The organism is Dactylosporangium maewongense, from assembly GCF_039531485.1.
GTDB classification, from domain to species: Bacteria; Actinomycetota; Actinomycetes; order Mycobacteriales; family Micromonosporaceae; genus Dactylosporangium; species Dactylosporangium maewongense.
Window position 1 is genome coordinate 389,295 of record NZ_BAAAQD010000004.1, and the last position, 26,728, is coordinate 416,022.

The window sequence follows — 26,728 nt, forward strand, 5'->3', positions numbered from 1 at the left end:
CCAATTAGTCTTTCCAACGTGCGCGTAGACCTACTGACTCGAGAGTACCCCCCGGACGTTTACGGTGGTGCCGGCGTTCATCTGGAGTACCTGGCGCGGGAACTGCGCCGGCTGCCACTGGACGTGCGGGTGCACTGCTTCGGCGCGCCCCGCTCGGAAGCGGGCGTGGTCGGCTACCCGGACCCGCCAGGGCTGCAGGGGGCGAACGCCGCCCTGCGGACCATGGGGGTGGACCTGGAGATGGCCGCCGGCGCGGCAGGCACCGACCTGGTGCACAGCCACACCTGGTACGCCAACTTCGCCGGGCACACCGCCAAGCTGCTGCACGGCGTCCCGCACGTCATCACCAGCCACAGCCTCGAGCCGCTGCGCCCGTGGAAGGCCGACCAGCTCGGCGGCGGCTACGCGCTCTCATCCTGGTGTGAGCGCACCGCGGTCGAGGCCGCCGACGCCGTGATCGCGGTGTCCGCCGGGATGAAGGCCGACGTGCTCCGGGCCTATCCGAGGGTCGACCCCGACCGGGTCCACGTCATCTACAACGGCATCGACACCGAGCAGTACGCGCCGGACCCCGGCCTGGACGTCGTCACCCGGCTCGGCATCGACCCGCAGCGGCCCAGCGTCGTGTACGTCGGCCGGATCACCCGGCAGAAGGGCCTGCCCTACCTGCTGCGGGCGGCCCGGCGGCTCCCCGCCGACGTGCAGCTGGTGCTGCTCGCCGGCGCCCCCGACACGCCGGAGATCGCGGCGGAGGTGACCGCGCTCGCCGATGAGCTGCGTGCCACCCGCTCCGGCGTCGTCTGGGTGCAGGAGATGCTGCCGAAGCGGGAGGTCATCCAGGTCCTCACCCACGCCACCCTGTTCGTCTGCCCGTCGATCTACGAGCCGATGGGTATCGTCAACCTCGAGGCGATGGCCTGCCAGACCGCGGTCGTCGCGACCGCCACCGGCGGCATCCCCGAGGTCGTCGCGGACCGCGAGACCGGCCTGCTCGTGCCGATCGAGCAGGTCACCGACGGGTCCGGCACGCCGCTGGACGAGGACCGCTTCGTCGCGGACCTCGCCGACGCGATGAACGAGCTGCTGGAGGAGCCGGCCCGGGCCGCCGAGTTCGGCCGTGCCGGACGGCAGCGGGCCCTGGACCACTTCTCCTGGTCGGCGATCGCCCAACAGACCCTGGACGTCTACCGGTCCGTGTCGTAGCCCGCCACGTGGTGCTGGACCGCCCACGCGAGGCGGTCCAGCCAGCTCTCCGGGTCGTGGACGGGCCAGCTGGTCCAGTCGACCCGCATGACGCGGACGGCGTCCGGGTCCAGGGCCGGCAGGAGGCGGTGCAGGCGCGGCGAGAGGGTGACGCCGTCGAGCTCGCCGAGCAGGACGGCGTCGTAGACGTCCTTGCCGTGGGCGGCGCCCTCCCGGGTCAGGTCCTCGGCGAGCCACTGCAGCTTCCACAGCAGCGACAGCGCCCGGCTCGCCGTCCACACCGCCGTCGGCGGCCGGCCCGCGCCGCAGGGCACGACGGTCAGCACGGGCGGCTCCGGCAGCGCCTCGTCGTAGGCGAAGTCCAGCTGGACGGTGCCTTCCTCGTCGCCGGACCGCCACGGGACGTGGACGCGGGCGCCGGCCGAGCCGCCGTAGTCGAGGCGGTAGCCGGCGTAGTCCCAGTCCCGGTCGGGTGCGGCGTTCGCGATGTCCAGGACCGCGCCGCCCGGCGTCCGTGGGTGCCGCTCGAGCGCCTCCATCACCTTCAGGTGTGGCTGGTCGTCGGGGTCGATCTCCTCCGCGTGCATCCAGCGCAGGCCGTCCGGCGGCAGCAGCGCCCGCACCCCGCCGGTGTCCTCGTCCAGGAACGCCGACGGCTGCGCCCGGCCGGCGCCCTGCGTCGCCTCGGGCCAGTACTGCACCGGGTCGACCCGGTCCACCCACGGGTGCGGGTGGCGGCTGTCCAGGCCCGTGACCAGCACGGGGCGGACGACCCAGTCGAGGTCGCCGGGCGGGCGGGCCCGGGCGCCGACCCAGGCCGGCATCGTCATGCTGCCCCGCAGGACCAGCGACTCGCCGGCGGGGTCGGCGGCGACGACGGCGAGGACGTGGTCGAGCACGTCCCGGTGCGCGGTCACTGGATCCATCCGGCGTCCAGCCCCGGGTTGTCGTCGACCAGCACGTACTCCTCCTCGACCTCCACCGGCACGAACGGCAGCTCGGCCAGCAGCGCGTCGAGGCGCCGCCGGGCCCCGGCGCGGTCCACGTCGTGGCAGCGCTGGGTCACGAACCGCTCGTGGCGGCCGTCGTCGCGGGTCCGGCGCGCGTTGCGGGACAGGTGGGCGCCGTGCCGCACGGCCACCGACCGTGCCGCGTCGATGTCCGCGGCGGTCAGGACCAGCTTCACGTGGTGCTCGAAGTAGCCCGCCGGCACCACCGGGTGCCAGGGCGGGGCCTCGATCTTGACCCGGCGCACCGTGAACCCGTCCCCGCGCAGCCGCTCCACCAGGGCGCCGGCCGCCGCGCGCTGCCCCGCCAGGTCGCCGCGGCCACGGCCGGTCAGCATCGGCTGGTCGGCGTGGCCGCCCCGGTCGAGCCGGATCCTCGTGTACTTGAGGCCGGCGGCCGACGCCCACGCCGCGAGGCGCGGGTCGAAGTCGACGGTCACGTGGGTCTCGTAGTCACCCACCCACGTGGTCCCTGACGAGCTGGGCGATCGCGTCGGCCTGCTCCACGTTGGCCAGGTGGGCCGCGCCCGGCAGGACCACCAGGCGGCTGCCGGCGATCCCGGCGTGGATGCGCTCGCCGTGCTCCGGCGGGGTCGCCGGGTCGTCGGCGCCGGCGATGACCAGCGTCGGCGCGGTGATCCGCGGCAGGTCGTCGCGCAGGTCCATGGCGCCGATCGCCTCGCAGCAGCCGGCGTACCCCTCCGCCGGGCACGCCGCGATCATCGCCCGGTAGGGCGCGACCTTCGCCGGCAGCGCCGCCCGGAACCTGGGCGTGAACCAGCGGCCGAGGACCGCGTCGGCGATGCTGCCCATGCCCACGGTGCGGACCTGCTCCGCGCGCACCGCCCAGCCGTCCGCGGGCGGCAGGTGCGCGGCCGTGCAGATCAGCACGAGCCGCTCGATCCGCTCGGGCGCGTTGGCGGCGAGCCACATGCCGACCATCCCGCCCAGCGAGAGCCCGCAGTAGGACGCCCTGGCGATGCCGAGCCGGTCGAGCAGGGCCAGGACGTCACGGCCCAGGTCCTCGATCCGGTACGGCCCCGGCGGGGCGGGCGAGGCGCCGTGCCCGCGATGGTCGAAGCGCACCACCCGCAGGTCCGTGAGGGCGGGCAGCTGGGGGCGCCACATGTCGAGGTTGCTGCCGAGCGAGCCGCCGAGCAGCAGGACCGGCGCGCCGGGGGGTCCACTGGTGCGCTGGAACAGCGTCGTTGCCGTCACCGCGTCGTTGTACCACGCCACCCACCCGGCGGCCCCGCGCCGAGGTCCTAGCGTGTGAACAATGCCGCTGCGAACACGGCCACGATCCACGTCCAAAGTACGGTGAACCCGGCGTACCCGGCCCGGTGCAGCCGCGACCCGCGCCAGGTCCCGGGCGGGAACGCGACGAACTGCGCCGCCCACCGCAGCCCCCAGAACACGCACTCGGCGCCGAGCACGGCCGCCGGGACCCGCCCGGGCCGCAGGAGGTCGGCGGCGAGCAGCAGCGGGGCGAGACCGAGCAGCACGCACATCACCCCGATGAAGAAGGTGTGGGTGTACAGCACGTGCCGGGTCAGCGGGTGCAGCGCCGCGAACTGCGGCCGCCACGCCAGGACACGGGGCAGCGCCACGTGCGCGACGCCGAGGGCGACGAGGACCGCCCCGACCAGCCGCAGCTGCACCTCGACGGGGCTCACCGCCGTCGCGTCGAGGGCGGCCACCGCCGTCATGTCGATGGTGGTCACCGCCGGAACACCAGCGCCCGCACCAGGGGCGTCATCGTCGTCTCGCCCGCGAGGGTGAGCCGGGCGCCGCGGGCCAGCCCGAGCCACTCCCGGCGGGGGTAGAAGTGCCAGGCGCCCGGCCCGTACGCGGCGACGGTCGCCGCGCCGCGGCAGTGCTCGACGAGCACCAGGTGCCCGCCGGGGCGCAGGGCGCGGGCGACCTCGGCGAACAGCGCCGCCCGCTGCGCCGGGACCCGCAGCTCGTGCGCCGCGAACGCGAGGAACACGGCGTCCTGTCCGCCGTCGGCCACCGGCAGCGCGGTCACCCCGGCCGGGACCGCGCCGGCCGGCGGCGGGTGCAGCCGCCTGGCCCGCCGGACCGAGCCCTCGGTCATGATCACCGGGTCGAAGCAGTCGAGCACCGTCGGCTCGGCGTCCGGCAGCAGGCCGCGCAGCGCGGGGCTGATCTCGTCGAGGCCGGTGCTGATCACCGCGTACCGGCGCGGCGGCGGCACCAGGTCCAGCGCCCAGCGCCACTCGTACAGGCGGCTGCGGTCATACACCCACCAGGTGGCGGCGAGGCTCACCGCGACCCCGGCCGCGCCCGGCACCGCCAGGAGCCGCCACGGCCACGGCAGCGCCGCGGCGGCGACCAGCAGCACCGCCGCGACCAGGTACTTCGGCCAGTTGAAGCGGACCATGTGGATCACCGGACGCTCCCGTCGAGGGCGCGGCGGACCCCGCGGTGCCAGCCGTAGTCGAGCCCGGCGACGTGGAACGCCTGCGCCAGGACCGGCGCCGTCCCTTCGAACGGGCCGCGCTCCAGGAACGTGCACCGGGTGACGCGGACCGCGACCGGCACCGGCGTCCAGGTGCTGCGGTGCGCCTTCACCACGACGATCCCGCCGTCCTCGGCGTCGAAGGTGTACGGCAGCGGCCCGGCGAACCTGCGGGCGGCGGTCGCGTCGGCGAACGGGGAGCCCGCCGGCAGCGGCGCGGGCGTGCCGTCCCGTGCCGGTGCGAGGTCGGCGGTGACGGTGAGGTCGGCGCCGCCGTCCCGGCTGTCGACCGTGGCGGTGAGCAGGTCGCCGTCGACGGTGAGCCCGACCGTGCCGACGTGGTAGCGGTACCGGGTGAGCAGGTTCCCGGCGCGGGCGAGGGCGGGCCGGCCCGTGTCGCTGCGCAGGATGTACAGGCCGCGCATGGTCCTCCCGGCCGGCGTCGGGAACCTGGTGAAGATCCGGTAGCCGGTGAGCACGGCGTCGATGCCGAGCGCCGCGGGCAACGGCGCTGGCCGCAGCCCCTGCGTGGACACGATGCCGATCGCGACGAAGCCGTGGCTGCCGTGCGGGCCCTCGTACGTGTCGAGGGTCAGGCCGGGCGGCAGCAGCGGCGCCAGGACCGGGGCCGGCAGCGCGTACGTGAGGACGAGCGAGTGCCCGAAGCGGGTGCGCATCGGCAGGGGGTGCCGTCGCAGGGCCTGCAGCATGGTCATGCTCCGGCGGTGAGGGGGTGGAGGCGGACGACGGCGCCCCAGAGCAGGGACCGGTCGGGCAGCGGGTCGCCGGGCAGCGGGGGCGTGTCGCGGAACGTCCGCAGCACGACCGGGCCGCCGGGCCGGACCCCGTGCCGCAGCGCCGCGGCGAGCTCGGCGGCGAACGCGGGCGGCCGGCCGTCGAGGACGTTGGAGAGGGTGGCGGCGTCGTACCAGCTGGGCGGCACCGACCGGAGGTGCTCGACGACGTCGGCGTGCACCCACTCGATGCCGCCCTCGATGTCGCCGGCCGCCGGTCCGGGTGGTGTGGCGGGGCACTCGCGGCCCAGGAGGAGGCGCCAGGCCCACGGGTTGGTGGCGTTCGGGTGGCCGGTCAGGCCCTGCTCGAGGCGGCGGCGCAGGACCCGGTCCATCCGGGGTGGCAGGGCGCGCCACAGGTCCCGCCGGACGAGTCCCGCGGAGGCGAACGCGAGCCGCATCAGCGCCCTGAGTGCGGGCCGGTCCAGTCGCTCCCGCCAGTGCGCGCGCTGCGCCTCGAGGTCGGCCAGGCGCAGGAACTCCGTCATCGCGGCGGGGCGCCAGCCGGGGACGACCAGGCCCGCGGCGCGGCGGGCGACGGCCTGGAGGCGTTCGGCGGTGCCGGTGACCGTGGGGCCGCCGGCGAGCCTGGTCCGCGCGTAGGCCAGCTGGGTGGCGCTGATGTCGACGGCCGTGACCCGGTGCCCGGCCCGGGCGAGGGCGGCCGCGGTGTCGCCGGCGGAGGCGATGGCGAGGACCCGCCCCGCCGGTGGGAACACGCTCAGCTCGGCGGCGGGGTCTTCGTACATGCGGCCGAACATCACCTGGGGGCGCCTGCCGACGGTGAGCCGGCCCCGCTGCCACGGGTTACGCATCTGCGGTCGCCGGTGCCGCGAGGAGCCAGGCGAGGGCGAGGAGCGCGGCGTTCGCGGTGAGCATCCGGCCGGCGTCGGTGATGTGGTCCCGGGCGAAGAGCAGGCCGCCGGCGTTGAACGCGACCAGCAGCACCGTCTGCGTCACCGCCGCGGCCCGCGGCCACCGTCCGGTGAGGACCCAGGCCGCGAGGGCGACCTCCGCGAGGCCGATCCCCGTCAGGGCGGCGGGCCCGAGCAGCGGCGCCGCCGCGACGATCTTCTCCTGGTCGGGATCGCCGTGCAGGAGCTTGCACCACAGGCCCTCATACAGCCACACCGCCGCCACCGCGGCCCGCGCGGCGTGCTTCGCCTTCACCGGGCGGCCTTGCGGAGCTTCGCCTGCAGGGCGCGGCGGGCGACGGGGCCGAGGCCGTCGACGACCTCGACGAGGACGCCCAGGCGCTCCAGCGCGGCGACGGCGGCGGCCGCCCCGTCCGGGTCGACGCCGGTGAGGAGCTCCAGGCCGATGAACGTCGACGCGACCACCCTGGCCAGCCCCGGCACGTCGACGAGGTCGGCGACGGGGGAGGCGGCGGTGACCCGGTGCAGCACCGGCTCGATCTCGGCGATCCACAGCTTCAGGCAGGCAGCGACGGCCGGTGCGAGGCGCTCGTCGGTCTGGGCGCCGGCGAGCATCTGCGCGAGGATCGCGACGTTGCCCTCGGCCCGCTCGATCTGCTGCAGCTGCCGGCCGACGTCGAGGAGCTCGCCGATGCTCGACACGGCCGCGAACCGCTCCCGGTAGAGCGCGACCCGGCTCTCGGTCGCCTGCCGGCAGGCGACCGAGAGCAGCTGGTCGACGGTCCCGAAGTGGTAGAAGACGAGCGCCTGGTTGACGCCGGCCGCCGCGGCGATCGTCCGCGCCGACGCGCCCGCGAGGCCGTCGCTGCCGAGGACCTTGATCGCCCCGTCGACCAGGCGCTCCTTCGTGTCCGCCACCACGCACCCCATTCAGTTGAGCACTCGCTCAAGCCGTCGGGGCTATTTAAGCATTCGCTCAAGCTCCCGGGAAGTGACGAACGTGAGACCGTCCTCACCGTGGTCGATCGTGACCGTGTCGCCGGGGCGCAGCGCGCCGAGCAGGATCCGCTCCGACAGAGGGTCCTCGACCGCCCGCTGCACGGTGCGCCGCAGCGGCCGGGCGCCGAGCACCGGGTCGTGGCCGCGCGCCGCCAGGTGCGCGCGGGCCCGCGGCGTCACCGCCAGCCCGATGTCCTGGAGGGCGAGCCGCGCCGCCACGTCCAGCACGAGCAGGTCGACGATGCCTTCGACCTCCGCGGGACCCAGCGGATGGAAGACGACGGTCTCGTCGATGCGGTTCAGGAACTCCGGCCGGAAGTGCTTGCGCAGCTCGTCGCCGACCCTGTCGTACATGGGCAGCGGCCCGTCGTGGAAGCCGGCCGGCCGGGTCAGGTCGCGGGTGCCCAGGTTGGTCGTGAGGATGAGCACCGTGTGCTTGAAGTCGACGACGCGACCCTGGCCGTCGGTGAGCCGGCCGTCCTCCAGGATCTGCAGCAGCGTGTGGAACACGTCCGGGTGCGCCTTCTCCACCTCGTCGAACAGCACGACCGAGAACGGCCGCCGCCGGACCTGCTCGGTGAGCTGCCCGCCGTCGTCGTAGCCGACGTAGCCGGGCGGCGCGCCGACCAGCCGCGCCACCGTCGCCCGGTCGTGGAACTCCGACATGTCCAGCTGGATCAGCGCGTCCCGGGCGCCGAACAGGAACCCCGCGAGGGCCTTGGCCAGCGACGACTTCCCGACGCCGGACGGGCCGGCGAAGATGAACGACCCGGCGGGCCGGCGCGGGTCCTGCAGGCCGGCCCTGGTCCGGCGGATCGCCCGCGACACGGCGGCGACCGCCGCCTCCTGGCCGACGAGCTCCTCGTGCAGCGTCTGCTCCATCCGCAGCAGCCTGGCGCTCTCCTGCTCGGTGAGCCGCTGCACCGGGATGCCGGTCCACGCCGCCACCACGGCCGCGATCTCGTCCGCGTCGACCTGCTGCAGTTGCGGCGTTCCGGCCTTGTTCGCGGCCCCTGCCCCGGTCTTGTTCGCGGCTCCGGCCCCGGTCTTGTTCGCGGCCCCGGCCTCGTCGATCAGGTCGATCGCCTTGTCCGGGAGGCGGCGGTCGGTGATGTACCGGTCGGCGAGCAGCGCCGCCGCCCGCAGCGCCGCGTCGGTGTACGTGACGCCGTGGTGCTCCGCGTACCGGTCGCGCAGGCCGCGCAGGATCAGCACGGTGTCCTCGGCGGTCGGCTCCGGCACCGCCACCGGGTGGAACCGCCGGTCCAGCGCGCCGTCCTTGGCGATGAACCTCCGGTACTCCTCGTCGGTGGTCGCCCCGATCGTCCGCAGCTCCCCGCGCGCCAGCAACGGCTTGAGCAGCGACGCGGCGTCGATGGCACCCTCGGCCGCGCCCGCGCCGACCAGGTTGTGGATCTCGTCGATGAACAGGATGATGTCGCCTCTGGTGCGGACCTCCCTGGTGACCTTCTTCAGCCGTTCCTCGAAGTCGCCGCGGTATCGGGAGCCGGCGACCAGCGCCCCCAGGTCGAGCGTGTACAGCTGCCGGTCCTTGAGCGAGGCCGGCACGTCACCGGCGACGATCCGCTGGGCCAGCCCCTCGACGACGGCGGTCTTGCCGACGCCGGGCGGCCCGGTCAGCACCGGGCTGTTCTTCCGGCGCCGCGACAGGACCCGGATGACCCGCTCCACCTCGGCATCCCGCCCGATGACCGGGTCGAGCTGCCCGTCGCGGGCCGCGGCGGTCAGGTTGACGCCGAACTGGTCGAGCACCGTCACCGGCGGCGCGCTCTCCGGCGCCTTCGTGCTGGACGGGTGCCCGGCCAGCAGCTGGATGACCTGCGCCCGCAGCCGGTTGAGGTCGGCACCCAGCCGGACGAGCACCTGGGCCGCGACGCCCTCACCCTCCCGGACCAGACCCAGCAGCAGGTGCTCGGGCCCGATGAAGTTGTGCCCGAGCTGGAGCGCCTCCCGCAACGCCAGCTCCAGGACCTTCTTCGCCCGCGGCGTGAACGGCACGTGCCCGCCCGGCGCCTGCCCACCCAGGCCGATCATGTCCTCGACCTGCCGCCGCACGTCCTCGAGCGACACCCCGAGCGCCTCGACGCTCCGCGCCGCGACGCCGTCGCCCTCCTGGATGAGCCCGAGCAGCAGATGCTCGGTCCCGATGGCATGGTGATTGAGAACCCGGGCTTCCTCCTGCGCCAACACCACGGCACGTTTGGCCCGGTCGGTGAACCGCTCGAACATCGACGATCACGCCCTTCGCCTTCACGGCGTTCGGCGGGCCCACGCAGCCGCATCCCTTCGGATGCGCTGAGTCAGGGCCTCTTGACCGCCGCCGGAGGCGTGGGCTCCGTCGATCCGCGGCACGGGCAGGCGCGCTGCCCCCTCCACCATAACCGACCGCCGGCACCCCGTCGCCCCACCGACCCCGCACGCTGCGAACGGCCCGGACCAGGACGGGTCGGTCATCAGGACCGGCCCGTCCTGACCGGCGGCGGTCAGTCGAAGTCGGCCGCCTGGATCGCGATCACTCCGCGGTAGCCCGGGTGTTCGCTGAGCGTGAAGAGGGTGTCCGGTGAGCTGCTGTCGTCGCCGAAGTAGCTGAGGGACTCGGCGCCGTAGGCCCCGGTCCAGACCTTGACCGCAGAGGTCGCCTGGCCGTTCCAGAAGCGCAGCTTGCCGTAGTTGTCCTGGATCGTCTCACCGGACGTGATGACGCCGCCGCTGCTGTGGAACCAGAACTTCGTGTCCCGGGTCGTGACGCCCTGCACCGAGCTGAACGGCATGCTCCAGGCGTCGTAGTAGTAGCTCGACGGCAGGCGGGTGCTCGAGTCGAGGTTGAACCGCCACAGCCCGGCGCCCGGCGAGGTCGAGTACTCGCCGATGACCAGTTTGTCGGGCGTCGCCTCCCGGTCGAGGGAGATGGTGGAGAACGTCATCGCCGGGCCGCTGGCGACGATCTGACCGACCTGCAACATGATGTACGCGTAGCCGCTGGCGCAGTACTTCGCGCCGTACTTGCCGATCCTGGCGGCGCAGTCGGCCGAGGTGTCGGCGCTGAAGATGTGCTTGAAGCTGAACAGCTTGATGCGGTCGGTGCAGGCCACGTAGAGCATGTCGCCGTACCACATCGCCCCGCCGGCGTGGCAGTTGACCTCCGAGAAGTCCGTGCCGCCGCCGGTCGGCGCGGCGAAGAGCAGGTGCCGGTAGTTGTTGCCGCTACGAGGAGCTGCTCGCCCTGCTGGCCGAGGCGCTCGCCGCCGCCCGGGCCACCGGCAGCCGGGCCACGCAGGCCCGCGTCCTGGGCAACATCGGCGTCGCGTGCGTCGAGACCGGTAGCCCGGCGGCGGCCCTCGCCCATCTCCGCGAGGCACTGGCGATCCACCGCGAGCTCGGCAACCGCACCGGCGAGGCGATCGCGTTGGTCAACATCGCCCGGGCCCATCAGGAGGCCGGCGACGACGAACCGGCGTACCGCGACGCGGGCGCCGCAGTCACCATCCTGCGCGAGACCGGGGACCGTGCCGCCGAAGCGTCCGCGCTCAACGCCCTGGGTGTGGCCGCCCTCCGGCTGGGCCGCCCCACCGAAGCGGCCGACCGCCACCGCGACGCGCTCGCGCTGGCGGTCGAGATCGGCAGCCCCTTCAGCCAGGCCCGCGCCCACACCGGTCTCGGCGACGCCCACGAAGCCACCGCCGACCCGGCCACGGCCGCTCATCACTGGCGGCAGGCGCTCGCCGCGTACGGCGACCTCGACGCCCCCGAAGCCCAGCGGGTGCGGGATCGGCTCGACCGGCCGGCCGCTGGATCCACGCCGGCAGCAACTTCCGCCGAACAGTCGAAGTCGATGGCAGTGCGAGAAGGGCCAACGTGAATCCGCTGTGGTGCGGCAGGCGGCCAACGCACGCCAGGCGTTGACGATATCGACGGACGTGACTCAATCTGGACGGCAGCCCGTCTCACGAGGCCCGGTTGTCGACCGGGGGAGCGAAGGAGTGCGTATGCCACACATCACGCTCAACACCAGCGAACCCGGGATTCGCGGTCTGTTCCGGTTCAGGCCGGAGACGGCGCTGCCGCTCAACGGCCTGGTCGAGGCACTGCTGTGTGGCCCCGGTACGTTGACCCGTGGCGAACGCGAACTTATCGCGGCCTATGTGTCCGGCCTCAACGAATGCCAGTACTGCTACTGCGCTCACGCGGCGTACGCGGCGGCGCAGCTTCCCGATGGCATGGCCCTGGTCGAGCAGGTACGTGACGATGCCGACGGCGCACCGGTGTCGAGCAAGATGCGTGCGTTGCTCGACGTCGCCGGCGCGGTCCAACGTGGCGGCAAGGAGGTCACCGAGGACCTGGTGGCCGCCGCCCGGGCCGAGGGTGCCACCGATGTCGAAGTCCACGACACGGTGCTGATCGCGGCCGCGTTCTGCATGTTCAACCGGTACGTCGACGGGTTGGCCACCGTTCTGCCGGACGACCCCGACTTCTACACCGATCGTGCGAAGCGCATCGTCACCCACGGCTACCTCGGTGTGCTGCAGCAGGAGACCATCCGCTAGTCGTGGTGGAGCTGTGCTGGCTGCTGGTGTCTGGGCGTCGTGCCGGGGTGGACCTCCTGTGCTGGGGCGGTCAGACCTGGAGGGCGGTGGCGGTGGACTCCTGGCGTGGCAGGACGATCAGGTCCTCGGGGCGCATCGTGTGGGTGGCGGGGTCGCCGTCGAGGCGGATCTCGTAGCCGCGTGGTGGTCCTGCGGCGGCCCAGCGTGCTCCGATGATCGTGCCCGATGCCGGCGGGCCCGGGAGCGGCGCGCCTGCGGCCGGCGGATCCTGGGCGGCCTCACGTGCTTCCGGCCGGCCTTGGTCGGCCTTCCCTGCTGGCTGTCGAACCTGGGTGACCTCACGTGGTTGTGACCGGGCCTGGGTGGTCGTGCCTGGTGCCGGTGGGGCGGGGGTGGTCGTGCCCGCGGCGGGACCCGGGGTCGCTGGGTGGGTGAGGCGGACCCTGGTGCCGGGGGCGTGGCCGTCGTCGGCGATGACGAGGAGGGCGTCGAGGATCTGGGCGGCGCCGGTCCAGGGGGCGCGGAGGACATACGGCTCGCCGTCCGGGCCCTCGACCGGCATCGTGAACATGCGGCACACCAGTGACAGCCGGTCGGCGTCGTGGCGGATGGCGGGGCTGGGGTTGGCCTGGCCTGACCGGAGGGCGTCCTCGACCCTGGCCCACAGGCCGGCGATCCCGTCGTCGAGGACGAGGCGGGCGGCGCGGTCCACCTCGGCGCACTCCATGTCGACGGCGGTCTCCTCGCCGAGCTCGGCGGTCCATGCCAGGTCCAGGGCGGCGGGCACGAGCCCCGGGGCCTCCCGCACCACCACCAGGTAGAGCATGGCGAGCAGGTCTTCGAGGCCGTCGCCGGCGTAACAGGGGCCCGCGTGGCTCTCGCCGGGTGGGAACCGCTCCACCAGGTGCACCGCCCGCCCACCCGCGAGGCGTGCCGCCCGCCGCGTGTCGTGGAGCTTCACGGCGGCGGGGCGTAGCTCCCGGGCGATGACGGTCCACCTGCCGGGCAGGCCGACCGGATACACCGTCCTGCCGAGGCTGGCCAGGGTCTCGCCCGGGCCGACGCCGAACCCCGCGAGCTGCCGCGCGGCCACCGAATATGCGACACCCGTCTGGGCCGCATGCGCCCTGATCGCCCGCCGCCGCTTCCGATCCCGCCGCGCCCGCCCGGTCCCGTCCTGCTGCTGCCGGTCCTGCTCTCCGCCGCTGCGCTGTTGCCCGCCGTCCCGCTGCCCGCCGCTGGGATGGCCGCCGTCCTGGGCGGGGTCAGGGGCTGGCTGGTGCTGGTCCTCTTCGTCTGGCATGGCGACCTCCGGCGTCGACCCACGCTCGCACCGATCGGACGGCGGGACCTCCGCCGGGCAGCCTGCACCACCGCGCTGAGTCTGAGACTCTTGGCCTCGGGTCACGGCAGGCGTGGGCAACCGTGTCGGGCTCAGGCAGGCGCTCTACCCACCACGACCATACCGCCGCACCGCCCCCCGAGCGCACCCCAAACCTGTTCGCCGACAGCGGACTGCCGGGCGGCGGGTCCGGCCCGCGTGGTCAGAGCGTGACGAGGGAGCGGACCGCCAGGGCGGAGCCGACGAGCAGGACCAGGGCCGCGGTGCCGGTGGGGGCGAGCCGGGTCAGGCGGTCGCTGATCCGCAGGCGGGCGGGCCAGCGGTCGCGGATCTTGATGAGCAGCAGGCCGGCGGCGGTGAGGGTGGCGGCCATGCCGAAGCCGTACGCGAGCACGAGCAGCACACCGAACCACGTCCTGCCGAGGGCGACGGCGCCGAGGAGGACGACGAGGGCGGAAGGGCTCGGCACCAGGCCGCCGGCGATGCCCATGCCGACCAGCGCCAACCTGTGCGGGTGACCGTGGTCGTGCGCATGGTCATGGTCATGGTCATGGTCATGGTCATGGTCATGGTCGTGGGTGTGCGAGCCCGAGCCGTGGGAGTGGGTGTGGGAATCAGCGCCGTGGGAGTGGGCGGCGGGCCCGTGGCTGTGGGAGTGGGCGGCGTGGGAGTGAGAGTGGGAGTGGTCATGGGAGGAGGCGTGGCGGGACAGGAGCATGGTCAGGCCGATCGTGGCGACCAGCACGCCGCTCGTCACGCCGAGCCAGCCCAGCACCGTCTCCCCGGCCAGCCCCGCCGCGGTGGTCAGGAGCAGGCCCAGCAGCAGGACGCCGCCGGTGTGGGTCAGGGTGACCGTGGCGCCGACGGTGAGCGCGTCCCGCGGGCGGCCCGCGCGGCCCGCGAGGTACGCGGCCATCACCGTCTTCCCGTGCCCCGGCAGGGCGGCGTGCGCGGCGCCGAGGGCCAGCGCGAGCAGCACCGCCAGCACCCCGACCCACGGCGTCAGCGACCGCGAGGCCACCCATCCGCGCAGCTTCAGCTCCGCGGTCCCGGCCCAGCCGGGCAGGACCGGCGACGACAACGGTCCAGGGGGAGCCTGAGCGGCCGGGCCCGTGCTGCCCCCGGGTTCGAGTCGCAGTGTCGCCCGGTGTACCGCCGGCGGAGAGCTGAGCAGGTCGGCAGGGTAGGACCGCAGCCTCGCGGAAGCCGAGACCGTCGGCAGCGGCGAGCCGACGATGTGCACCCCGGCCGCGACGGCGGTCAGCTCGCGCCACCCGACGCGGTCGGCGGCGAAGTCGTTGACGACGTCCACAGTGGACGGGCCGGAGACCGTGAAGGCCCCCGAGAACGTGCATTCCAGGCGGCTGGTACGCAGCCCGGCCGCACCGTCGGAGTAGGTGAAGGAGGACCGGTCGACCGTCCAGCCGACCGGGCGTCCGTCGACGGCGACCCGGAAGAGCGGCGCCACCGTCGTACACGAGGGGACTGACTGCAACGTGGGGAGCTCGGCCAGGTCGGCCACGTAGTCGACCGTGACGCGGTCGGGGTGGAAGGTCAGCGCGCCCAGCTGGTTGACGGAGAAGTTGCCCAGCGGGTGCGCCTGCGCGGTGCCGGGCCACAGCAGCGGCCCGCCCACGGCCAGGCACAGCAGGACCAGTGCGCGACGAAGCACCATCAGGACTCCAGGGTGGCGAGGGTCCGCACCGCGATCGGCGCGTCGACGGGGGAGAAGTGCGGGTTGAGCGCGAGCGCCAGCCGCAGTTGCACCCGGGCGGTCTCCCTGTCGCCGGCGGCGGAGGCGACCATGCCGTAGTGGTAGGCGAGGGTCGCGTCGACCTGGCCGAGCGCGTTGGCACGCCGGGCGAACGGCAGCGCGGCGGCCGGGTCGCCGGCGGCCATGAGCGTCCACGCGACCATGTCGGCGACCTCGCCGAACTGGCGGCGGTCCCACTCGGCGACCGCGAGCCTGGCGGCGGTCACGGCGTCGCCGGTGGCGAGGGCGAGCGACGCCGCGCCGAGGTCGTCGGTGCCGCCGTTGGCGGTGAAGAGCGAGTGCGCGGCCCGGGCGAGGGCGAGCGACGGCCCGGGGTCGCGCCCGGCGGCCCGCAGCATGCGCGCCTGGTCGAGCAGCGCGTCGACGGTCGGCGTGCGCGCGACCACCTTGGCGAGGTCGTCCAGCGCCGCGGTCAGGTCGCCGGCGGCCGCGTCGAGCTTGGCCTTGAGCTGCCAGAGTCCGACGGCACCGGCGTCGGCGGCGAGGCCCAGCGACACGTGCCGGGCGGCGGTGGCCAGGTCGCCCGCCGCCCACGCCAGGCCGGCGAGGTGCTGGTGGCAGAACGCCACGTCGGCCGGCTCGGTGGCGGCGGCGAGGGCGAGCCGCATGAGCGCGACCGCCTCGGTCCGCTTGCCGTGCTGTTCGAGGTCGTACGACCCGCGGGTGTACGAGCCGAGCCCCGGCCGCAGGTCGAGCATCCGCTGGACGGCGGCGGTCGCGGCGTCGGGGTGCCCGAGCTGGGTCTCGGCGTCGGCGAGGACGCCGTAGGCGGTGTCGGACCACGCGTTGACGGCGAGGGCCCGGTTGGCGAGCTCGCGCGCGCCGGCGAAGTCGTGGCGGGCGTTGGCGAGCGCGCCGAGCCCGGTGAGCGCGTCCGCGTTGCCGTCGGGGCGGACCTCGAGGGACCTGCGCAGCGCGCCCTCGGCCTTCGGGTAGTAGGCGGGGTCGGCGCTGACCCGGGCCTGCTCCAGGTACGCCTCGCCGAGCGCGGCCCACGCGGTCCAGTCGCCCGGCACCTCGCGCAGCCGCTCCTGGTGCGCCGCGATCGCCGCGGCGAGCCGGCCTGTCGACTGTGGACGGTCGGGCTCGACGAAGGCCGGCGACGGGCGCCGCCCGATCAGCGCGCCGAGGCCCAACAGCAGCGTCGCAGCCAGTACGACACCCAACACCATGCGAACCCGCATGACTCCTCCTCCCGGGAGATGAAGGGGGCGCGCCACGCGCACGAAGCGCGCCCCCGGGGAACGGGTCAGGGCTGGACGGACCCGCGGCGCCGCCGCCACCAGCCGACGAAGAGCAGGGTGCCGAGGCCGGCCGCGATCGCCGACGTGCTGACCGCGACGGCCGTCATGCCGGTGCCCGACTCGAACGCCGACGGCGTGGTGGCCGGCTGCGCCGCGACGGACGCGGACGCGGACGTGGCGGCGGACGGCCGCACCGGGGACGGCGCCGAGCCGTTGGGCAGCGCCACGTACGGGAACTGCGCACCGAACGCGTTGTCGTTCGCGTCCACCTTGTCGCCGGTGGCCAGGGCGTCGACGAGCTTGCCGGTCAGCGCCGCGCCCTCGACCGCCTGCACGGCGATGTCAACGACGTCGTCGGTGAGCCGCCGGCCGTTCGGGAAGCCCTGCAGGTCGCCGGCGAGCACGCCGAGCCGGTTGGGCTGCGCGGCGACCGGCACGCCGAGGTTGAGCCGCAGCATCTCCGACGGCCGGAAGTCGGCCGCGACGACGTCGGCGTTGTTGAGCTGCGAGTTGAGGTCGGCCTTGATCGGCCCGCCGGCCTTGGTCGTGATGCCGGTCAGGAAGATCTCGACGAGGTCGTTGCGGGGTGCGGCGGGCGCCGGCACCTTGTAGATGCCCTCGATGAGCTTCGGCAGCTCGGGGTCGGTGACCCGGGCGACGACGGCGGGGATGCCGGCGTCCTGGTCGGGGCTGATCGAGTTGAACGCGTCCTTCAGCGACGCCGGCACGACCACCTCGTTGACCAGCGGGTTGCCCAGCCGGGACACCTGCACCTTCTCGCCGGTGACAGGGCCGGACTGCCCGGTGACGCGGGTCTTGGCCCGCTCGGTGGTCGTCCAGATCCCGATGACCGGGTTGCGCTTCACGTCGCCCTTGAGCGCCACGTCGGAGAACGGCACCTGCAGCGCGATCGTGTTGACGTTGTAGCCGGCGAGGGTGTCCTGCCCGACCTCGCTCAGGTCGCCGCCGTACAGCAGGTCGAACACCCGCAGGTCGAGGAAGAACGGGTCGTCGGCCTGGCCGGCGTAGACGTTCCAGCCGCCGGGGAGCCGCTTGTCGGCCTCGCCGCGCAGCTTCGCGTAGTCGGGCATCGTGGCCTTGCCGACCCGGGACGGCGCGACCGGCGCGCCGGTGACCCGCGTCTTGAAGGGCTCGCCGTGGAACGAGGACTCCAGCGTGTACGTCTGGCGGAAGAGCAGATTCTCGTCGTCGATCGAGGTGACGGGACCGTTGGCGTAGAGGAACGTGTCGCCGCCGCGGCGGTCGATGTTCTGGAACGTCCAGCGGAACACCGCGTCGGCCTTCGCGTCGCCGTCGCTGTCGACGTTGATGTTGTAGACGGCGTCGGTGGCGAAGGGGAAGAAGTTCGGGCCGCCGTCCGGTGCCGAGAACGGCTGCCAGTTGGCGATGAAGGTGACGTACCCGGCCCGTTCGGGGCTGACGAACGCGTACAGGTCGGTGTTGTCGACGGCAGGGTCGGCGGCGACGAGCGGCGCCTCCCGGTGGCTCGAGGCCGACGACGTGCCGGGCCCGAGGCCGGCGAACGCCACACCGGCCGCCACGAGCGCGGCCGCGGTGGCGCGCCACCGGCGGCCTGCCCGGGTTGGAGTGGTCATCTGCGTGGTCCCCTCGCGTCTGGAGCGGTCCGGTGACCGCCGTACGAGAGGACTTCGCCTTCACCCGGGTCGATGGATGGGTCGGTGTCGGCTTGCTGTCAGCGACCCATCCGCGCCCCCGTCAGCTCCGAATCGGCCGCCCGCCCCCGCCTTGCCGTCAGCGAGCCGGCCGCACGCCCACGCCTTGCTGTCAGCGGCCCGGCCGAACGCCCACGGCGCCGTACCCGTGGGAGACCTGCTCCTCGCCGTCGTCGGGGCGCCAGTCGCCGAGCCACACCAGCCCCGGGTCGAGCAGGTCGTAGCCGTCGAACAGGGCAGCGATCTCCGCCCTGGTACGGGGGACGATCGGCGCGCTGGACCGCCGGTACACCTGCTGGCCGGCGGCGGCGGGCGCGGCGGGGACCCCGTCCAGGGTGAGGTGGGAGACGACGAGGTGGCTGCCGGGGACCGTGGCGTCGCGCAGCCGGGCGATGATGCCGCCCGGGTCGGCCTCGTCGGGCACGAAGTGCAGGATCGACACCATCAGGATCGCGACCGGCTCGCCGAAGTCGAGGTGCCCGGCGACGTCGGGGTCGGCGAGCAGCGCCTCCGGGTCCCGCAGGTCCCGGCACGCCACCGACACGCGGTCCAGACCGTCCACAAGGGACCGTGCCTGGGCGACGGCCACGGGGTCGTTGTCGACGTAGACGACCCGGCCGTCGGTCATCTCGTGCACGTTGCCCTGCGTCGGCAGCCCCGTGCCGATGTCGAGGAACTGCCGCACGCCGGCCCGGTCCAGGTGCTGCACCGCCCGCTGCAGGAACCGCCGGTTGGTCCTGGCCGCCGCGGGCGTGTCCGGGAAGATCGCGAGGATCTGCTCCGCGGCCTCGCGGTCGGCGGCGAAGTTGTGATACCCGCCGAGGTAGTAGTCGTACATGCGGGCCACGTTGGGAACGCTGGCGTCGACGTCGCCGAGACCGGTCATCCACCCACCCTAATGGGGTAGGTTCTGCGACCGTGCTGGACGGACTCGACGACATCGACTGGGCCTCGCTGGAGCACGCGTACGGCCCGGCCGCCGACGTGCCCGGTCACCTGCGGGCGCTGCGCTCCGGCGCCGCGGGGGACCGGCGCGGGGCGCTGACAGGGCTCTATGGCGGGATCTGCCACCAGGGGACCCGGTATGAGGCGAGCGCCCCGGCGGTGCCGTTCCTGCTGGAGCTCCTGGCGGACCCGGCGACCCCGGACCGGGCCGCGGTCGTGGAGCTGGTCGCGTCGATCGCCGTCGGGCACCACGGGGCGTGGCTGCCGGACGGGTTCCCGGTCGCCGAGCTGCGGGCCGCGGCCGTGGGCGGCGCCGAGCTGCTGCGTGCCGCGCCACCGCCGGCCGAGGACGACGAGGACGAGGACTTCGAGGGGGAGAGCCGCCTGGACTACTGGGAGGCTCTCGGCGACGACCAGCGGTCGGCCATGGCGGCGCACGTGGAGCTGGCCGCCTACGACGCCGTGCGCGCCGGCCTGCCCGTGCTGCGGGAACTCGTCATCGGCGGCGACGCGCACGGTGACGCCGCGTTGCGGGCGGCCGCGGCGTTCACGCTCGGCTGGTTCCCCGAGGACGACGCCGCGAGCGTCGCGGTGCTCACCGCGGCGGTCGCCGACCCGTCCCGGTCCGTCGCCGCCACCGCGGTCGTGTCGCTCGGGCTGCTCGGCACGGTCGTGCCGGCGGCGCTGCGCGACACCAGGGGGGAGATCCGCTGGGCGGCGGCGGTCGCCCTCGCCCGGGTCCGGGGCGCCGGGGCCGGCGACGAGGCCACGCGGGAGCTGCTGCGCTGGGCCGGGGGCGCGAGCACCGCCCGGGCCGGCATCCCGTTCCTCGGCGGTGACCTGGCCGGCTACGCGGCGCTGTCCCTGCCCGCGCTCGCCGCCGGTGACGCCGCCCTGGACGCACTGCTGGCCCGGCTCGGGACGGTCACCGGCGTGGAGACCCTGCCGGTGCTCGGCACCGCGCTGCGGCTCGTGTTCCCGGACGGTCCCGGGTCCGGCGTGGCCGGCCCGCGGCAGAGACTGGTGCGGGCGCTGGCGGAGGCGCCCGCCGCGTGGCAGATCGGCGGGCGGAAGTCCGGCGACGTGTCGGGGCTGCTGCGGTCGTTTGGCCTGCCCGGCGACCCTGCGGCGATGAACGACCTGCTAGAGGGCTGACACGCCGGTCGGAGGGGTGCGACTGTTGTCATGCGGCAATCTGTTGTACGGTGGGTGAGTCGTCACCTCCGGCGGCCTGCCACATGTTGCGCAAGCAGCGTGCGCGGCGGGTCACCGACCGGGCCCGTCCAGACAGCGGCGGTCCACCCGGTGCCGTGATGGTTCTCGGTCTCACCGCCGGCGCTCAAGACACGGGCGCTGTGAGCGATTTTCTGACCGGTCTCGAGCCTTGTGCGCCCTCAAGCTGGGGATGCCCTGCTCGGCGTTGCCTTAAACGACGTCCTACAGGACGGACCGGTCATTGCACCGAAAGGCTGACCCTGCCGTGAGCACTGACCTGCACACTGACGCCACTCGCACCGCCGAGCTCCACGACGTCGACTCCGTCCCGGCCGCCGGCACGGCCACGGGCGCCGGTTCGCACCGGACCAGGGAGACCGACGCCCAGGCCAAGGCGTTGCTGTCGCTGCTGGGCGACCTGCCCGCCGGCGCCGACCGCGACCGCGTCCGGGCTCGCCTCATCGAGCTGTACATCCCCCTCGCCGAGTACCTCGCCCGGCGCTTCCGCAACCGCGGCGAGCAGTTCGACGACCTCGCCCAGGTCGCCAACCTCGGGCTGATCAAGTCGGTCGACGGGTTCGACCCGGAGCGCGGCGCCGCGTTCACCAGCTACGCCATCCCGATGATCGTCGGCGAGCTCAAGCGCCACTTCCGTGACAAGGGCTGGGACGTCCGCGTGCCCCGCCGCCTGCAGGAGCTGCGCCTGGAGATCTCGAAGGTCTCCGGCGACCTCGCCCAGGACCTGGGCCGCTCCCCGACGGTCGCGGACCTCGCGGCGAAGCTCGGGGCGAGCGAGGAGGACGTCATCGAGGGCCTGGACTGCGGGCAGGCGTACCGCGCGCTGTCGCTGGACGCGCCCGTCGGCGAGGCCGGCGACGGCGGCGTCACGGGCCTCGGCGACCTGCTCGGCGGCGACGACCCCGACATGGCCAACGTGGAGAACCGCGAGGCGCTGCGCCCGCTGCTGGCGAAGCTCCCGGCCCGCGAGCAGAAGATCATCGCGATGCGGTTCCACGGCAACCTGACGCAGTCGCAGATCGCCGCGGAGCTCGGCATCTCCCAGATGCACGTGTCCCGCCTCCTGGCCGGCGCCCTGCGCACCCTGCGCACGTCGCTCACCCAGGACTGACCACAGTCGGCGAAGCCGGCTGACCACGGTCGCCGGCGACGTCAGGACTGACCACGGTCGCCGGCAACGCGAAGGCGGCGGGCCTCGGCCCGCCGCCTTTCACCGTCCCGTGAACCGGGCGGCCGGCAGGCCGGTCGCGTCCGGGTCGAGCAGCAGCAGGTGCCCCGACCGGGGCGCCGCGGCGCCGCGCCCGCGGCGGGCGCTCGTCACCGCCATGAGCTGCAGCTCCGGGCCGACGAACGCGCACCGCGTCGGGCGGGGCACCGGCAGCTCCACCACCCGGTCGATCCGGCCGTCGGGGGAGTAGCGGACGATCCGCCCGCCGTCCCACTTGCAGTTCCACACGAAGCCGTCCGCGTCGACCGTCACCCCGTCCGGGAACCACGCCTCGTCCTCGTCGGAGGCGAAGAGCCGCCCGCCCCCCACGGTGCCCGTCGCGGGGTCGAACTCGTAGGCGGTGATCCGGCTGCGGGCGGAGTCGACGTGGTACAGGGTGCGCCCGTCGGGGCTCCATGCCGGGCCGTTGGAGACGACGACGCCGCCGAACGCCTTCGTGACGCTCAGGTCCTCGCGCAGGCAGTAGAACGCGCCGCTCGCCGTCGCCTCCGTCTCGTCCATCGTGCCGAACCAGAAGCGGCCCCCGGGATCGACGGCGCCGTCGTTGCAGCGGTTGCCCGGTACATCGGACTCCACCTCGGCGACGACCTCGACGGTGCCGTCGTCGGCGACGAAGGCCAGGGCGTGCCGCAGCGCCGCGACCAGGCCGCCGCCGGACCGCAGCCCGACGCTGCCGACCGTGGACGGCAGGCGGAGGGTCGCCACCCGGCGGGTGGTCCAGTCGAGGGTGAACAGCAGCGCCCGGTCGATGTCGACCCAGTGCAGCCGGCCCGTGGCGTCGTCCCACAGCGTGCTCTCACCCAGCTCGCAGGGGATGTCGCAGAGTGTGTCAGCCGGGGTCTCAGTCATCGGCGCGCTCCCTGCCGTAGGTGAAGAGGATGGCGAGGATCACCAGACCGTAGATGACGTTCCGACCGTACTCCGGGACCCGCTCCGCCTGGAGCAGCGTCACGATGGCGACCAGGGTGACCGAGCCGGCGACGACGCCGGCGTAGTGGCCGCGCCCGCCGAGGATCGAGACGCCGCCGACGACGACCGCCGCGATCGACTCGAACAGGTACGGGTCGCCGAGCCCGAGCGACGGCTGCCCGCCGTAGGCGACGAGCGTGACCCCCGCCAGGGCCGCGAACACGCCGCTGAGCACATACAGCGCGACCGTGACCGGCCGGACGCCGACCCCGGCGAGGAAGGCGGCGCGCGGGTTGTTGCCGACCGCGTAGACCCGGCGGCCGAACGTGGTGAAGGTCAGCAGCACCGTCACGAGCAGCGCCACCCCGGCCCACAGCAGCAGCTGCGACGGCACGCCCCACACCCGCCCGACCACGAGCCGGCGCAGCGGCTCCGGGGCGTACGACGCGCACGAGGCGCAGGTGAGCCCCTTCGACAGGCCGAGGGACAGCCCCTGCAGGACGCCGTTCATGCCGAGGGTCATGACGACCGCGGGCACGCCGAGCCACGCGACGCCGAGCCCGTTGCACAGCCCGACGGCGGCGCCGGTGCCGAGCGCGAGGAGGACCGCGAGCGGCAGCCGGCCGGACTGGCCGAGGCTGCTCGTGGTGAGGACGATCGCGGCGCCGTTGAGCACCCACGGCATCGACAGGTCGATCCCGCCGACGAGGACGACGAGCATCTGCCCGGCGCCGACGAACCCGATGAAGCTGGCGAGGACCAGCATCGTGCGCAGGCTCGGCCACGACCCGAATCCGGGGTGGATGACCGCCCCGGCGACGAGGATCGTGGCGGCGGCCGCGAACGCGTACCAGATCCGCCGCTGCGGGGCGGCCTTGCGCAGCACGGCTTCCAGGTTCATGACCGCCTCCAGCGCAGCGGGCCGCCGGACCGTCGCAAGCGCAGCAGGCCGCCGGACCGCCGCAAGCGCGGCGGGCTGCCGGACCGCCGCCAGCGCAGCAGGCTGCCGAGCAGCACCGCGACGACCAGGAACAGGCCCTGGAACAGCGACTGGTACAGCGGATCGATGCCGGCGAAGAACAGCACGTCGATGACGAGGGTCAGCGCGAACGCCCCGGCGACCGCGCCCAGGGCGGAGCCGCGCCCGCCGGCGAACGCGATCCCGCCCACGACGACCGCGGCGATCGACGTGAGGATGAACGGGTCGCCGGCGTTCGGGTCGCCCGACGTCGTCGTCGACACGTAGAACACCGCGGCGAGGCCGCTGCACAGCCCCGACAGGCTGTACACCCCCACCTTCACCCGGACCGTCGGCACGCCGGAGGCGCGGGCGGCCGCCTCGTCGCTGCCGACGGCGTAGACCCGCATGCCGAAGCGGGTGCGGCGCAGCACCAGCCACCCGGCGACCGCGGCGCCGAGCCAGATCAGCCCCGTCGGCAGGTCCGGGTCGGTGAGCACCGAGCGGACCGCCGGGGAGATCTCGCCGCCCGGCACCGGCAGCACCTTGAGCGCGAGTCCACTGTAGACGGACAGGGTGGCGAGGGTGGTGAGGATCGGCGCGATGCGCCCCCTGGCGACGACGACCCCGTTGACGGCGCCGCAGGCGGCCCCGGCGGCGACCGCCGCGAGCATCCAGCCCGCGGTGACGGCCGCGCTGCCGGTCGACCCGGCCGCGACGATCGCGACGCCGAGGCCGACCATACCGCCGACGGACAGGTCGATGCCGCCGGTCAGCACGACCAGGCTCTGCCCGATCGCCACGAAGACGAGGGGCAGCGACGTGTTGAGCAGCGACAGGTAGTCGAACGGCGTCGGCAGGTGCCCGAGGCTCGTGGTGTAGACGGCGAGGTAGGCCGCGGCGGTGGCCGCGAGCACCGCGTAGCCGAGCGTCGCGGCCCGCAGCTCAGACATGCTGATGCTCCTTCATGGCGGCCGCGACGATGCGCTCGGCGTCGCCGACCGGCCCGTCGAGGGTGGCGGCGACCCGCCCCTCCCGCATCACCAGGACCCGGTGGCACAGGTGCGCGATCTCCTCGGTCTCGCTGCTGTACAGCAGGACCGCCCGCCCCTGCGCGGCGAGACCGGCGACGAGGACGTAGAAGTCGTGTTTGGTCGCGGCGTCCACGCCCCGCGTCACGTCGAACAGCAGCAGCACCTCGGCCCCGCTGAGCAGCCAGCGGCCCATCAGGACCTTCTGCTGGTTGCCACCGGAGAGGGTGCCGACGGGGTGCGCCGTCGAGGCGGCCCGCACCGCCAGCCGGTCGACGACGCCCTGCACCGCCGCGCGCTCGGCGGCCCGGCGCACGAACCCGGCCACCGACCGCCGCTCGAGGGTGGCGAGGGCCAGGTTGTCCCGCACCGACATGGGCAGCAGCAGGCCCTCCGCCTTGCGGTCCTCCGGCACGTACGCGATGCCGATGCCGGCCCGGATCGCGTCCTTCGGCCTCCTGATCGTGGTCCGGACGCCGCCGACGGTGACCTGCTGCCGCCCGATGCCGAAGAGCCGCAGGAACAGCTCGCGCTGCCCCTGCCCGGCCAGGCCGCCGATGCCGACGATCTCGCCGCGCCGCACCGTGATGTCGACCTCGCCGACCCGCGCCTCGAGCGCGACGGTGTCCTGCGGCGGGGCCAGCGGCGGGTAGGTGGCCTCCAGGGTGCGGCCGCTCATCAGCGTCACCGCCTCGGACTCGGTCAGCCGCGACCGGGTGGTGACGTGGGTGCCGTTGCGGAACACGGTGACCCGGTCCGCCAGGGCCTCGATCTCGCGCCACCGGTGCGAGGTGAAGACCACGCAGCAGCCCTCCTCCCGCAGCCGCCGCATGTGCGCCGCCAGCCACGCCACCTGCTGCTCCTGCAGTGCCGCGGTCGGCTCGTCGAGGACCAGCACCTCGGGGCGGGTCGCGAGGACCCGCACCAGCTCCACCACCTGCCGGTGCGCCACCGACAAGTCGCGGGTCACGGCCGCGGGGTCGAGGTCGTGGATGCCGTGGTCGCTCAGGATCCGTCCCGCCACCGGCACCAGCCGGCGCCGCGCGACCAGCCCGAACCTTCCGCGGGGCGGGTCGTGCAGCAGGAGGTTCTCCGCGACGGTGAGGTCCGGCAGCAGCGAGAGCTCCTGGAAGGCGGTCGCGAGCCGCCCGGTGACGCGCACGGTCCCCTTGTCGGGCCGCACCAGGCCGCAGAGCACCTTGATCATCGTGCTCTTGCCGGCGCCGTTCTCGCCGGCCAGGGCGTGGATCTCGCCGGGGCGCGCCGAGAAGGACGCGTCCCGCAGGGCCCGTACCCCGCCGAAGGAGCGGTCGACCCCTTCGGCGTGCACGGCGGTCTGGTCCGTCATCCGAGCTTCACCGCGAGCGTCTTGCCCGGGCACGGCGTGCCGTCGGTCGCGGCCTCCTGGCACAGCACCACGGTCGCGTCCGGCCCCGAGTCGGTGAAGTCGGCGAAGAAGCTGTCCGGCAGGTCCGGGAACACGGTCTCGCCGACCTTCACCGTCTCCGACGTCACCATCGGGAACGGGATCGTCACGCTGGTCTTCGGGTGCTCGCCCTTGATCACGGCGCGGGCCAGCTCGAGCGAGATCACCGACAGGAACGGCGGCTGCCCGATGGACATGCCGTTCACCTTCGGCGTCGACACCCCGGCCAGGTACTTGCGGAAGCCGTTCTCCGCCTCGCCGCCGGTCACCGGCACGGGCCGGTTCGCCTCGATGAACGCCTTGATCACCCCGTCGGTGCCGCCGGACACCCACACGCCGTCGACCTTCGGCAGGCTCGGCAGCTGCGCCGCGGTCTGCCGCTGGGCCGTCGCGGAGTCCCACATCCCGCTGTACGTGGCGACGACCTTGATGCCCGGGTTGGCGTCGAAGACCTTCTTGGCGCCGGCGTTGCGGTCGTTGTCGGCGCCGGTGCCGGCCACGCCGGTGACCATGACGACGTTGCCCTGGCCCTTGAGCTGGTCCACGACGAACTGGGCGAGCTGCTCGCCGAACTTGACCTGGTCGGTGTTGACCGTCAGGCCGCACTTGGCGTCGACGGTGTTGTCGAACGACACGACGACGATGCCGCGGTCACAGGCCTGCTGGACGACCCCGTTGAGGCCGCTGGTCGACGCCGCGTTGATGACGATGCCGTCCACGCCCTGGGCGATCAGGTTCGAGATCTGGCGGGTCTGCGTGGCGACGTCGTTGCCGGCGTTGAACACGCTGCAGTCGACCTGGTCCTTGTACGGCGGCATCGCGCAGGCCGCCTTGAACACGTTCTCCATCTCGACGCGCCAGCCGTTGCCGATGAACGAGTTCGACAGCGCGATCTTGATTTTCCCCTTGCTCTCCTTGGGGCTGTTCTCGCCGGTACTGCAGGCGGCGGCGACCGGAAACAGCAGTGTGAGCGCTAAAAGGGCCGTAACGGAACGCGGTAGAATCATGGTTGCTCCACC

At 73.9% G+C, this 26,728-nt stretch carries 26 protein-coding genes and 1 pseudogene; 6 read left to right on the forward strand and 21 right to left on the reverse strand.

Annotated elements, in window-relative coordinates; genetic code table 11:
* Nucleotides 1-18: 18 nt before the first annotated feature.
* Nucleotides 19-1,203, forward strand: coding sequence for a glycogen synthase (glgA, locus tag ABD332_RS13815; protein WP_344502236.1), 1,185 nt, complete (start codon nt 19-21; stop codon nt 1,201-1,203).
* On the opposite strand, the gene ABD332_RS13820 is transcribed toward glgA, so the two are convergent.
* The 11 genes from ABD332_RS13820 to ABD332_RS13870 form a co-directional block, all read right to left on the reverse strand.
* On the reverse strand, nt 1,185-2,129 hold the full coding sequence (locus ABD332_RS13820; protein ID WP_344502237.1) for a nucleotidyl transferase AbiEii/AbiGii toxin family protein: 945 nt from the start codon (nt 2,127-2,129) through the stop codon (nt 1,185-1,187). The two genes, glgA and ABD332_RS13820, sit on opposite strands and share 19 nt — an antisense overlap.
* Nucleotides 2,117-2,671, reverse strand: coding sequence for a hypothetical protein (locus ABD332_RS13825; protein WP_344502238.1), 555 nt, complete (start codon nt 2,669-2,671; stop codon nt 2,117-2,119). Before ABD332_RS13825 ends, ABD332_RS13820 begins: the two co-directional genes overlap by 13 nt.
* Complete coding sequence (gene pcaD, locus ABD332_RS13830) at nt 2,664-3,428, reverse strand: 3-oxoadipate enol-lactonase (RefSeq protein ID WP_344502239.1); 765 nt, start codon at nt 3,426-3,428, stop codon at nt 2,664-2,666. The genes ABD332_RS13825 and pcaD overlap by 8 nt, the downstream gene beginning before the upstream one ends.
* Nucleotides 3,429-3,475: 47 nt before the next feature.
* Nucleotides 3,476-3,934, reverse strand: coding sequence for a hypothetical protein (locus tag ABD332_RS13835; protein ID WP_344502240.1), 459 nt, complete (start codon nt 3,932-3,934; stop codon nt 3,476-3,478).
* Entirely contained in the window at nt 3,931-4,614 is a 684-nt protein-coding gene (locus tag ABD332_RS13840) for a class I SAM-dependent methyltransferase (RefSeq protein ID WP_344502344.1), read from the reverse strand. Before ABD332_RS13840 ends, ABD332_RS13835 begins: the two co-directional genes overlap by 4 nt.
* Nucleotides 4,615-4,619: 5 nt before the next feature.
* On the reverse strand, nt 4,620-5,408 hold the full coding sequence (locus ABD332_RS13845; RefSeq protein WP_344502241.1) for a DUF2071 domain-containing protein: 789 nt from the start codon (nt 5,406-5,408) through the stop codon (nt 4,620-4,622).
* The gene (locus ABD332_RS13850; RefSeq protein ID WP_344502242.1) at nt 5,405-6,235 is read right to left on the reverse strand and encodes a methyltransferase domain-containing protein; all 831 of its coding nucleotides are present in this window, start codon (nt 6,233-6,235) and stop codon (nt 5,405-5,407) included. Before ABD332_RS13850 ends, ABD332_RS13845 begins: the two co-directional genes overlap by 4 nt.
* A 58-nt stretch (nt 6,236-6,293) precedes the next feature.
* A complete protein-coding gene (locus tag ABD332_RS13855; RefSeq protein WP_344502243.1) occupies nt 6,294-6,656 on the reverse strand; it encodes a DoxX-like family protein in 363 nt (120 codons plus the stop codon).
* Complete coding sequence (locus ABD332_RS13860; protein ID WP_344502244.1) at nt 6,653-7,279, reverse strand: TetR family transcriptional regulator; 627 nt, start codon at nt 7,277-7,279, stop codon at nt 6,653-6,655. Before ABD332_RS13860 ends, ABD332_RS13855 begins: the two co-directional genes overlap by 4 nt.
* Before the next feature lie 42 nt (nt 7,280-7,321).
* On the reverse strand, nt 7,322-9,610 hold the full coding sequence (locus ABD332_RS13865) for an ATP-dependent Clp protease ATP-binding subunit (RefSeq protein WP_344502245.1): 2,289 nt from the start codon (nt 9,608-9,610) through the stop codon (nt 7,322-7,324).
* A gap of 254 nt (nt 9,611-9,864) precedes the next feature.
* The gene (locus ABD332_RS13870; RefSeq protein ID WP_344502247.1) at nt 9,865-10,482 is read right to left on the reverse strand and encodes a hypothetical protein; all 618 of its coding nucleotides are present in this window, start codon (nt 10,480-10,482) and stop codon (nt 9,865-9,867) included.
* Nucleotides 10,483-10,595: 113 nt separating this feature from the next.
* On the opposite strand from ABD332_RS13870, the pseudogene ABD332_RS60450 reads away from it, so the two are divergent.
* The 3 genes and pseudogenes from ABD332_RS60450 to ABD332_RS13880 all read left to right on the forward strand — a co-directional run.
* Nucleotides 10,596-10,748, forward strand: a pseudogene (locus tag ABD332_RS60450) (tetratricopeptide repeat protein); the annotation flags it as partial.
* A 39-nt stretch (nt 10,749-10,787) separates the two neighbouring features.
* Nucleotides 10,788-11,240, forward strand: coding sequence for a tetratricopeptide repeat protein (locus ABD332_RS13875; RefSeq protein ID WP_486303841.1), 453 nt, complete (start codon nt 10,788-10,790; stop codon nt 11,238-11,240).
* Between the two features lie 127 nt (nt 11,241-11,367).
* Nucleotides 11,368-11,925: a carboxymuconolactone decarboxylase family protein gene (locus ABD332_RS13880; RefSeq protein ID WP_344502248.1), complete on the forward strand. Its 558-nt coding sequence runs from the start codon at nt 11,368-11,370 to the stop codon at nt 11,923-11,925.
* Nucleotides 11,926-11,995: 70 nt separating this feature from the next.
* Here ABD332_RS13880 and ABD332_RS13885 read toward each other — a convergent pair whose 3' ends face one another.
* The 5 genes from ABD332_RS13885 to ABD332_RS13905 form a co-directional block, all read right to left on the reverse strand.
* Nucleotides 11,996-13,228, reverse strand: coding sequence for a hypothetical protein (locus ABD332_RS13885; protein ID WP_344502249.1), 1,233 nt, complete (start codon nt 13,226-13,228; stop codon nt 11,996-11,998).
* A 241-nt stretch (nt 13,229-13,469) separates the two neighbouring features.
* On the reverse strand, nt 13,470-14,942 hold the full coding sequence (locus ABD332_RS13890; RefSeq protein WP_344502250.1) for a HoxN/HupN/NixA family nickel/cobalt transporter: 1,473 nt from the start codon (nt 14,940-14,942) through the stop codon (nt 13,470-13,472).
* Nucleotides 14,942-16,225 carry a tetratricopeptide repeat protein gene (locus tag ABD332_RS13895; protein ID WP_344502251.1) on the reverse strand — a complete coding sequence of 428 codons (1,284 nt, stop codon included), beginning with the start codon at nt 16,223-16,225 and terminating at the stop codon, nt 14,942-14,944. Before ABD332_RS13895 ends, ABD332_RS13890 begins: the two co-directional genes overlap by 1 nt.
* 65 nt (nt 16,226-16,290) lie before the next feature.
* Nucleotides 16,291-17,901: a DUF4331 domain-containing protein gene (locus ABD332_RS13900; RefSeq protein ID WP_344502252.1), complete on the reverse strand. Its 1,611-nt coding sequence runs from the start codon at nt 17,899-17,901 to the stop codon at nt 16,291-16,293.
* Nucleotides 17,902-18,091: 190 nt separating this feature from the next.
* The gene (locus ABD332_RS13905) at nt 18,092-18,865 is read right to left on the reverse strand and encodes an SAM-dependent methyltransferase (RefSeq protein ID WP_344502253.1); all 774 of its coding nucleotides are present in this window, start codon (nt 18,863-18,865) and stop codon (nt 18,092-18,094) included.
* A gap of 32 nt (nt 18,866-18,897) precedes the next feature.
* Between ABD332_RS13905 and ABD332_RS13910 the strand changes: the two genes are divergently transcribed.
* Both ABD332_RS13910 and ABD332_RS13915 read left to right on the forward strand, forming a co-directional pair.
* Nucleotides 18,898-20,079: a hypothetical protein gene (locus ABD332_RS13910; RefSeq protein ID WP_344502254.1), complete on the forward strand. Its 1,182-nt coding sequence runs from the start codon at nt 18,898-18,900 to the stop codon at nt 20,077-20,079.
* A gap of 325 nt (nt 20,080-20,404) precedes the next feature.
* A complete protein-coding gene (locus tag ABD332_RS13915) occupies nt 20,405-21,268 on the forward strand; it encodes a SigB/SigF/SigG family RNA polymerase sigma factor (protein WP_344502255.1) in 864 nt (287 codons plus the stop codon).
* 99 nt (nt 21,269-21,367) lie between these two features.
* Here the strand turns inward: ABD332_RS13915 and ABD332_RS13920 are convergent, their stop codons facing one another.
* The 5 genes from ABD332_RS13920 to ABD332_RS13940 are packed head-to-tail and all read right to left on the reverse strand — an operon-like array spanning nt 21,368 to nt 26,716.
* Entirely contained in the window at nt 21,368-22,234 is an 867-nt protein-coding gene (locus tag ABD332_RS13920; RefSeq protein ID WP_344502256.1) for an SMP-30/gluconolactonase/LRE family protein, read from the reverse strand.
* Entirely contained in the window at nt 22,227-23,195 is a 969-nt protein-coding gene (locus ABD332_RS13925; RefSeq protein WP_344502257.1) for an ABC transporter permease, read from the reverse strand. The genes ABD332_RS13920 and ABD332_RS13925 overlap by 8 nt, the downstream gene beginning before the upstream one ends.
* On the reverse strand, nt 23,192-24,205 hold the full coding sequence (locus tag ABD332_RS13930; protein ID WP_344502259.1) for an ABC transporter permease: 1,014 nt from the start codon (nt 24,203-24,205) through the stop codon (nt 23,192-23,194). Before ABD332_RS13930 ends, ABD332_RS13925 begins: the two co-directional genes overlap by 4 nt.
* The gene (locus ABD332_RS13935) at nt 24,198-25,631 is read right to left on the reverse strand and encodes a sugar ABC transporter ATP-binding protein (protein WP_344502260.1); all 1,434 of its coding nucleotides are present in this window, start codon (nt 25,629-25,631) and stop codon (nt 24,198-24,200) included. Before ABD332_RS13935 ends, ABD332_RS13930 begins: the two co-directional genes overlap by 8 nt.
* Nucleotides 25,628-26,716: a sugar ABC transporter substrate-binding protein gene (locus ABD332_RS13940; RefSeq protein WP_344502261.1), complete on the reverse strand. Its 1,089-nt coding sequence runs from the start codon at nt 26,714-26,716 to the stop codon at nt 25,628-25,630. Before ABD332_RS13940 ends, ABD332_RS13935 begins: the two co-directional genes overlap by 4 nt.
* Nucleotides 26,717-26,728: the final 12 nt, after the last annotated feature.